Here is an 8,098-nt window from a genome sequence, read left to right as displayed (position 1 = left end):
CGATGCCTGGGGATCTCATGTCCATCAGGAAGTACGAGATGCCCTTGCGCTTGGGGACGTCCTGATCGGTCCTGGCCAGCAGCAGGCACCAGTCGGCGTGGAGTCCACCACTGGCCCAGAGCTTTTGCCCGTTGACGACGTATCCGTCGTCGACCCTGCGAGCCGACGTGCGCAGCGAGGCAAGGTCCGAACCTGCCTCGGGCTCGGAGAAGCCCTGCACCCAGATCTCACCCTCGAGGATCGCCGGCAGGTGACGTTGCCGTTGGGCGTCGGTGCCCGCCGCGAGCAGCGTCGACGCGGCGTGGTGAATTCCGACGAACGCCAGCACCAAACGCGGCGCATCGTGCGCCGCGAGCTCCTGATACAGCACGATCTGTTCGCCCACCGACATGCCGCCACCCCATTCGCGCGGCCAGTGCGGCACGGCGAAACCCGCACTGTGTAGCTCGGCGAACCAGCCCTTCTGGAAGGCGACGAAGTCCTCGTCGCTCACCCCGGCCTGAGTGTCGCGCCAGTCCGTCGGGACGTGCTCCTGACACCAAGTCCGGACGCGGGTGCGGAACTCCGCGAGGTCCGCCGTCACGACACGACCTCGCGCCCCGCGCCGTAGAGCCCGGTCAACCCACGCGAGCCGAGACGCTCGGTGAGAAGGGCGCGGGTGGCCGAGAGTCCAAGCGGCAGCCTGCGCAGCGGTTGGCTGTACCGCGACAGCCAGGACAGCGTGGTCTCGTCGCAGAAGCCGACGGCGCCATGCAGTTGATGGGTGACCCGGAAGACGATCTCCGCGGCCTCCAACGCCGCCATCCGAAGCGCGAGGGCGTCGTCGAGGGCGCCATCGAGGCACTGCGCCGCACTCCAGGTGGCGTGCTTCGCGAGCATCTCGAGCCCGGCCCGTTCGACCTCGGCATCGGTCAGCTGGAACTGAACGCTCTGGAAGCCCGAGAGAGGTTGACCGAACTGCTGCCGCATGCGGACGTGGGCGATGGTGAGTTCGATTGCCCGGTCCAGCATTCCGAGCAACGTCCAACAGGGAAGCACCAGAGCCACGGGTAGCGCCTCGGTACCTGCGTCGTCCACGGGCGTCAACGAAAGGCGGGTCACGAACGCGGCTCTTGGCTCGTCGTTCGCCACGGCGCTGCTTCGGCAGCCGCCCATGGTGACGGCGCCCCAGTTCAGGTCGACGCCGGCCACCGTGCCCGTCGGGCGGGCGTCGGAGACGACGATCAGCCCGTCGTCGTCAGCCGTCCGGGACAACCGCTCGGCGACCGGATAGGGCAGTGCCCAGTAGCCTGCGCTGCGGCACAGCGCCGCGGACGCCTCGAGCTGGTCGGCGTCACTCCTTGGCTCGAGTTCCCAGGCCCCGAGCTCGGCGAGGACCGGACCCACCAGCGTCTCGCGTGCCGTCGGATCGGCCTCGGCCCGCTGAACGAGTTCGTCGCCCCCGGCCGCTTCGAATGCCCGAAGTGCTTGGCGCCCATATTCCTTGGCTTCGGTCCCGAGATCGGTGATCATCGCGCGCCCAGCATGGATCGCGACAGCAGGATGCGTTGCATCTCGATGCTGCCCGATGACACGGTCGAGGCCTGCGAGTAGCGCCAGTGGTCTTCGACCTCGCGGCGGAACAACACCGTGCCCTCCTCTGGCGCCTCCGCGGCGATCTCCATCAGCACCTCGGCGCTGTCCTGGTCGAGTTTCGTGACGGCGATCCGGTAGGCCGCCACGTCGGTCGGTGTCACGCGCCCCTCGCTCTGCAGCGACACCAGGCGGTACGCCAGCAGGCGCGCGCGGCGACAGTGGGTCAGCATCCTGGTCCACCGCCCACGCAGTTCGGCGGGCAGTGTGGCCCAGCGTTCACCGAGCTGGCCGGGGGCCATTTGCAGCAGGCGTTCGCACCGCGCGTAGCGGGCGATGCCGAGGCGTTCGAACGACAACACGTCGGCGACGATCGACCAGCCGTCGTCGAGGGTCCCCAAGACGTCGGCCTCGGTGACCCGGAGGTCGTCGATGAACACCTCGTTGAGGTGGTGCGGACCCAACATGGCGCCGATCGGCCGTACCGTGATGGCCGGATCGTCCATCGGCACCAGGAAGATGGTCAGCCCGGCCTGCTTCTTGGTTGTGTTCTTCTCCCACTTGGTCGTTCGCGCAAGCAGGAAGCACCACTGCGCCATCGTGGCGTACGACGTCCAGATCTTCTGACCGTTGATGCGCCAGCCGTCCCCGTCGCGCGTGGCCGCCGTGCGCAGGGACGCCAGATCCGAGCCCGCCTCGGGCTCGCTGAATCCCTGACACCAGATGACCTCGCCCCCCGCGATCGGCGGCAGATGCCTGCGCCGTTGTTCTTCGGTGCCGTGGCGCATGAGCGTCGGCCCCACCCAGTTCACGCCCATGTACTGGGCGCCCCGCGGCTCGTGGTGGGCCCACATCTCCTCGCGCACAACGGTCTGCTCCCACACCGAGGATCCACGTCCGCCGAATTCCTCGGGCCAGGACATGCAGAGCAGGCCGCGTTCGGCGAGGAGGTGACAGAACTTCTGGGCGATTTCCAAGTCGGCTGGGTCGTCGGTGAAGGCACCCAGAAAATCCTCCGGTACGTGCGCCTTCACCAGCTCACGAAGTTCCTGCCGCAGGTCTGCCGCGCCGCGACCCATTTCGAAGTCCACCCGCCGAGCTTAGGGCAATCCTTATAAGGATTGCTAGTATTGGATCCGTGCCACCAGGACGGACTCCCCAGCGCCGCATCGCCGAGACGGTCGCCGGAGAACTGCGCGACGGCATCCTCACCGGTCGTGCGGGTGACCGGCTACCCACTCAGGACCAGCTGGTGAGCGACTTCGGCGTCAGCTATCCCTCAGTGCGCGAAGCATTGCGGATCCTCGAGACCGAGGGACTGGTCACCGTGAAGCGGGGCAGCGTCGGAGGCGCGGAGGTACACCGGCCCGATCAGTCCTCTGGGGCGTATCACCTCGGTCTCCTGCTGCAGGGCGCCCGCGTCACGCTCGGTGACCTCGCGCAAGGGCTGCTCCTGCTCGAACCACTGTGTGCGGGTGAGGTGGCCAGGCGCGCGGACCGTGCGCGCGCCGTCGTTCCCGCGCTGACGGCCAACGTCGATGCCTCCGCGGACGCGGTGACCGACGGCGTCGCCTTCACCAGGATCGCCCGCGAATTCCACGATCTCGTGGTGGCATTCACCCCGAACGACACGATGCGCTACGTGGTACGAAGTCTCGTCGCGCTTTGGTCGGCGCAGGAGCAACAGTGGGCGGCGACGCGAACCAAGCGCGGTGAATACCCGTCGCCCGCCGCGGCGCGGGGCGCGGTGCGCACCCACCGCAGGCTCGTCGACGAAATCGCCGCCGGACGTGCCGAGGAGGCGCAGGCGATCGCGCGCAGGCACCTCGCCGCCACTCAGGAGCTGGTGCTGGAGCGCTTCAACGACGACGTCGTCAACGCGTCGTCGGCGCGTTCGGGCCGCATCGCGCTCTAGGTGCTAGGCCTTCTTGAGCGTGTCCCAGTCGTGTTCGTCCTCCAGCTTGGCGATCGCCTTGGCGGTGCGTTCCTTCATCACCAGCGTGAAGGCGACGCCGATCACCACGGCGACCACCAGCCCGACCCAGGAGAACCGGGACAACCACTTCTCGGCGGCTAGGCCCAGGTAGTAGACGACGGCGGTGGTGCCGCCCGCCCAGATGAGCCCGCCGGATGCGTTAGCGGTGAGGAAGCGGGCATAGGGCATCTTCAGTGCACCGGCGAGCGGGCCCGCGAAGATGCGGAGTAGCGCGATGAATCTGCCGAAGAACACCGCCCACATTCCCCACCGGGTGAAGAACTGCTTGGCCAGTGCGACGTGGCCGGGACCGAAGTGCTTGGGGAAGCGTCTGCCCAGCCGCTCGAACAGGCTCATCCCGTAGCGGCGCCCGATGCTGTAGCCGATGGTGTCGCCGACGATCGCGCCGATGGTGGCCGCGGCACCGACGCCGACCGGGTTGATGTCCAGGGTGTGACGGGAGGCCAGCAGGGCGGCGCTGACCAGTGCGATCTCGCCGGGCAGCGGAATGCCCAGACTCTCAAGCCCGATCACCAATCCGACGACGAGGTACACCGCGAACGGCGGGATGGTCTGCAGCATGGCGTCCACGTTCACGCGCTAAGAATGCCCGATGGCTCCGCTTGGTGCGGTCAAGCCGCGCAAGAGGCGAGACGAGTGGGTTAGTCGCTGGCGGGCAGCGGCTTGGCTTCCTTGATCGTCAGCGGCGTGGCCCCGACGCTGAGGGTGCCCGCGCCCGCCTTGGTGACGAGTACTTCGGCGCCGCCGTCGTCGACGTAGCGCTTGCCCATCAGGTTGCCGTCGGACAGCGCGGCGTCGATCGTGAGGCTGGCATCCTTCTCTGGGCTTTCTGTGCCGATCGGCACCATGGGTGCCCCGCCGGCGCGGAGGTCGTCGAGGCTCTCGGCGCTGCGCACCACGATGACCTGGGTGTCGCAAACCTGGCTCTGCAGGCGGGTGCCGTTCTTGATCATGCTGACTCCTTGCTGGCATTGAGCTCGTCGACGAGTTCGCGGCGCAATATCTTGCCGGTGGCGTTGGTGGGGAGTTCGTCGCGGAACACTACGCGGTCGGGCGTGCGTGATCCGCGAAGTTGGGCTCTTACGTAGGTGCGCAATTCGTCGGAATCGGGTTCGGTGCCGGGTGTCGGGACGACGACGGCGACGATGATCTGACCCCACTGCGGGTCGTCGACGCCCACCACCGCGCAGTCGCGCACGTGTGGGTGTTCGACGAGGACGTCCTCGATCTCCGCGGGGGCGATGTTCTCGCCGCCGCGGATGATGGTGTCGTCGGAGCGGCCGCCGATGAACAGGTAACCCGCCTCGTCGAGCATTGCGACGTCCTTGGTGGGGAACCAGCCCTCGGCGTCGAGTACCGACCCGATGTCGGTGTACTTGCCGGATACCTGCTCGCCCCGCACGTAGAGCTCACCGGTCTCGCCAGGGCCGAGGACGGTGCCGTCGTCGGCGCGGATCTCGACTTCGATGCCTGGCACGGGTTGGCCCACCGAGCCGAGGCGGCGGGCCGCACCGTCATCGGATGCGGCGAGGGCGGCGCGGTGGTCGTCAGGTGTCAGCACGGCGATGGTGGAGCTGGTCTCGGTGAGTCCGTAGGCGTTGACGAACCCGACGCCGGGTAGCAGCGACAGCGCCTTGCGGACCAGGGGAAGGGCCACCTTGGATCCCCCGTATGCGAGGGTGCGCAGGGTCGGCAGCGAGGTGGCTTCGGTGTCCAGCACCGTCACGATGCGGTCGAGCATCGTCGGCACCACCGTCGCCGACGTGACACCCTCGGTGCCGACCAGGCGGACCCACTCGCCAGCATCGAAAGCGGTGAGATACACCATCTTTCGACCCGCGTAGAGGTTTGACAGCGCCGCGCCGACCCCGGCGATGTGGTACGGAGGGACGCAGATCAGGGCGGCGTCGGCCGGATCGGCGGAGTCGAACTCGACGGTCCCGGTGACGTAACTGGTGAGGTTGTTGTGCGTGAGCTCGACGGCCTTGGGCCGCGACGTGGTGCCCGAGGTGAACAGCACCACCGCGACGGAGTCCGGGTCGGGAAATGCGAGGTCTTCTGAGCCTGGTTCTATAGTCCTCGCCGCGGCCAGGAACTCGGTCGAGGTCATCACCCGCGGGCCACTGACCACGTGGCGGTACTCATCGTCGACCACGATGAGTGGCTCGGGCAGACGCCCGATCAGGGACAGCACGCCTTCGGCGGACAGTCGGTAGTTCAGCGGCGTGACCGCGACACCCGCGCGGGCCGAGGCGAACAGCAGCAATGGCAGCATCGCCCCGCCGGTGCCGACGTACGCCACGTGCGCTGCACCCGATCCGGAGACGACGCCTGCGGCGCCGTCGGCCAGATTGCTCAGTTCCTCTGCAGAGAGCCGCATCTCGCCAGAGACCACGGCGGGTCGATCGGGGTTCGTCGACGCTGCCATCTCGAGCAGCAGAGAGATGCTCATGGCGTGCTCACGATCCCGGGCTTGTCGACGAAGATGTCCCACATCGGGTCGCCGCCGCCACCGTAGGGCGACAGGTCGGTGATGCCCGATTCGACAAGGACGTCGGCATCGATGAAGCACCGACCGTTGGCCCGAGCGGCGGTCATCGTCAGGATCGCGGCCGCGGCATCGGCCATGATCGCCGGACTGCGGGAGGCCGATATCAGGGCGTTCCCGTCGGCGAGGTTGGTCACCGCCGACGTCGCGATGTACGTCTGCGGCCACAGGCAACTGAATCCGATTCCGGCATCAGCGTATTCGGCTGCCCAGCCCAGCGAAAGGAGCGTCATGCCGTACTTGGACAACGTGTAGGACGGGTGCGCACCCAGCCAGTGCGGGTTCATGTTCAGCGGCGGTGCGAGCGTCACCACGTGGGCGTTCTTCGACTGACGCAGATGCGGCAGCGCCGCCTTGGTCAGCAGGAACGTGCCTCGAACGTTGATGTCCATCATCAGATCGAACTTCTTGGCCGACAGTCGCTCCGTCGGGTCCGTCGCGATCGCGCTGGCATTGTTCACGACGATGTCGATGCCACCGAAGCGTTCGACGGCCGCATCCACCGCGCGCTGCACGTCCTCCTCGTTTCGGACGTCACCGACGACGGCGAGGCCCTTGCCGCCGGCGGCCTCGACCTCGGCGACCGCGGTGTGGACCGTGCCTGGCAGCTTGGGGTGAGGCTCACTGGTCTTGGCGAGCAGGACCGCGTTGGCGCCGAGTTTGGCCGCGCCAAGCGCGATGGCCAGCCCGATGCCTCGACTACCGCCGGACACCACCAGCGTGTGGTCGGCCAGTGGATGCTGCTGGTCCGTCATCGGTCTCCTCGAATCGCTTGTGTCGATGTTAGCCGAACGATAGGGACATTCTCATTTTTAGCAAGTGCCATGCTCGCACGCGCTGCGATGGGTCTGGTTAGGGGGAACGGCTCGCCCGGCCGCACCACACCTGACGTGGCAACGGACGCTTAAGTCGTGGTGTGTTTCCGCTACGCGGTATTGGCATTCTCATTTTTAGCAAGTACGTTATCTCTCGATGAGTGACCAAGCCACACCTCGGGTAGAGACCCCCTCCGGGATCCCGCTGGAGCCCGTGTACGGACCTGGCGACCGCGCGGCAGACCCGCCGGCGCCCGGCGAGTACCCCTTCACGCGGGGCAACTTCGCGTCCGGCTACCGCGGCAAGACATGGACGTTCCGCCAGTATTCGGGATTCGGCACCGCAGAGGAGTCGAACCGCCGCTACCGGTACCTGCTGGACCAGGGCGGCACCGGATTGTCGGTCGCACTGGACCTGCCGACCCAGTGCGGCTACGACTCGGATGACGAGGAGTACGGCGAGGAGGTCGGTCGCGTCGGCGTGGCCGTCGACACCCTGGCCGATGCCGAGGTCTTGTTCGACGGCATCCCGCTGGACAAGATCAGCACCAGCTTCACGATCAACGGCACCGCGGCCATCCTGCTGGCCTTCTACGTCGCGGCTGCCGAGAAGAAGGGGGTGCCGCGCGAGAAGCTCACCGGCACCATCCAGAACGACATCCTCAAGGAGTACGCGTCCCGCGGCACGTGGATCTGGCCACCGGAACCGTCGCTGCGGCTGATCGCGGACACCATCGAGTTCTGCGCGGCGGAGGTGCCCAGGTTCAACGCGATCTCGGTGGCGGGCGCGCACTTCCGCGACGCGGGCGCCAATGCCGTTCAGGAGATGGCGTTCACGCTGGCCGACGGCGTCACCTACTGCGACACCGTCGTCGAGCGGGGTCGGATGACCATCGACAAGTTCGCCCCCCAGATCTCGTTCTTCTTCTACACGCACGGTGACTTCTTCGAGGAGATCGCGAAGTACCGAGCAGGCCGACGTCGCTGGGCCACCATCGTGCGGGAGCGCTACGGCGCCACCACCGACAAGGCGTCGATGTTCCGCTTCGGCTGCGTCGCGGGCGGTGCGTCGCTGTACGCGCCTCAGGCGCAGAACAACCTGGTCCGCGTCGCCTACGAATCGATGGCCGCGGTGCTCGGCGGCGTGCAGTCGATGTTCACCGCGGC

General features: G+C 67.4%; 9 protein-coding genes. 2 read left to right on the top strand and 7 right to left on the bottom strand.

The features are described from left to right. From QOD90_RS25960 to QOD90_RS25950, 3 genes are all read right to left on the bottom strand, one after another. The coding region (locus QOD90_RS25960) for an acyl-CoA dehydrogenase family protein (protein WP_526354492.1) at nucleotides 1-583 on the bottom strand (583 nt) is incomplete at its 3' end. Then, nucleotides 580-1,512: an acyl-CoA dehydrogenase family protein gene (locus QOD90_RS25955; protein ID WP_526354490.1), complete on the bottom strand. Its 933-nt coding sequence runs from the start codon at nucleotides 1,510-1,512 to the stop codon at nucleotides 580-582. The genes QOD90_RS25955 and QOD90_RS25960, both read right to left, overlap by 4 nt. Further along, nucleotides 1,509-2,663: an acyl-CoA dehydrogenase family protein gene (locus QOD90_RS25950; RefSeq protein WP_526354488.1), complete on the bottom strand. Its 1,155-nt coding sequence runs from the start codon at nucleotides 2,661-2,663 to the stop codon at nucleotides 1,509-1,511. Before QOD90_RS25950 ends, QOD90_RS25955 begins: the two co-directional genes overlap by 4 nt. Before the next feature lie 47 nt (nucleotides 2,664-2,710). On the opposite strand from QOD90_RS25950, the gene QOD90_RS25945 reads away from it, so the two are divergent. Continuing rightward, a complete protein-coding gene (locus tag QOD90_RS25945; RefSeq protein ID WP_526354486.1) occupies nucleotides 2,711-3,487 on the top strand; it encodes a FadR/GntR family transcriptional regulator in 777 nt (258 codons plus the stop codon). Between the two features lie 3 nt (nucleotides 3,488-3,490). Here QOD90_RS25945 and QOD90_RS25940 read toward each other — a convergent pair whose 3' ends face one another. From QOD90_RS25940 to QOD90_RS25925, 4 genes are all read right to left on the bottom strand, one after another. Then, on the bottom strand, nucleotides 3,491-4,144 hold the full coding sequence (locus QOD90_RS25940) for a VTT domain-containing protein (RefSeq protein WP_526354484.1): 654 nt from the start codon (nucleotides 4,142-4,144) through the stop codon (nucleotides 3,491-3,493). A 65-nt stretch (nucleotides 4,145-4,209) separates the two neighbouring features. Then, a complete protein-coding gene (locus QOD90_RS25935) occupies nucleotides 4,210-4,521 on the bottom strand; it encodes a hypothetical protein (protein WP_526354482.1) in 312 nt (103 codons plus the stop codon). Further along, complete coding sequence (locus QOD90_RS25930; protein ID WP_526354480.1) at nucleotides 4,518-6,020, bottom strand: class I adenylate-forming enzyme family protein; 1,503 nt, start codon at nucleotides 6,018-6,020, stop codon at nucleotides 4,518-4,520. The genes QOD90_RS25935 and QOD90_RS25930 overlap by 4 nt, the downstream gene beginning before the upstream one ends. Next, nucleotides 6,017-6,871, bottom strand: coding sequence for an SDR family oxidoreductase (locus tag QOD90_RS25925; protein ID WP_526354478.1), 855 nt, complete (start codon nucleotides 6,869-6,871; stop codon nucleotides 6,017-6,019). Before QOD90_RS25925 ends, QOD90_RS25930 begins: the two co-directional genes overlap by 4 nt. 217 nt (nucleotides 6,872-7,088) lie before the next feature. Between QOD90_RS25925 and QOD90_RS25920 the strand changes: the two genes are divergently transcribed. Further along, nucleotides 7,089-8,098: methylmalonyl-CoA mutase family protein (locus tag QOD90_RS25920; RefSeq protein WP_526354476.1), on the top strand; the 1,010-nt coding region annotated here is incomplete at its 3' end.

The sequence above is a fragment of the Mycobacterium sp. genome, assembly GCF_032161845.1.
Classification (GTDB): Bacteria; Actinomycetota; Actinomycetes; order Mycobacteriales; family Mycobacteriaceae; genus Mycobacterium.
This window is presented reverse-complemented; position numbering and strand designations above follow the sequence as displayed.

What these genes read in the sequence shown, in the direction of transcription:
- QOD90_RS25955 (WP_526354490.1), bottom strand. Translation starts at nt 1,512, where the DNA reads ATGATCACCGATCTCGGGACCGAAGCCAAGGAATATGGGCGCCAAGCA.
- QOD90_RS25935 (WP_526354482.1), bottom strand. Translation starts at nt 4,521, where the DNA reads ATGATCAAGAACGGCACCCGCCTGCAGAGCCAGGTTTGCGACACCCAG.
- QOD90_RS25930 (WP_526354480.1), bottom strand. Translation starts at nt 6,020, where the DNA reads ATGAGCATCTCTCTGCTGCTCGAGATGGCAGCGTCGACGAACCCCGAT.
- QOD90_RS25925 (WP_526354478.1), bottom strand. Translation starts at nt 6,871, where the DNA reads ATGACGGACCAGCAGCATCCACTGGCCGACCACACGCTGGTGGTGTCC.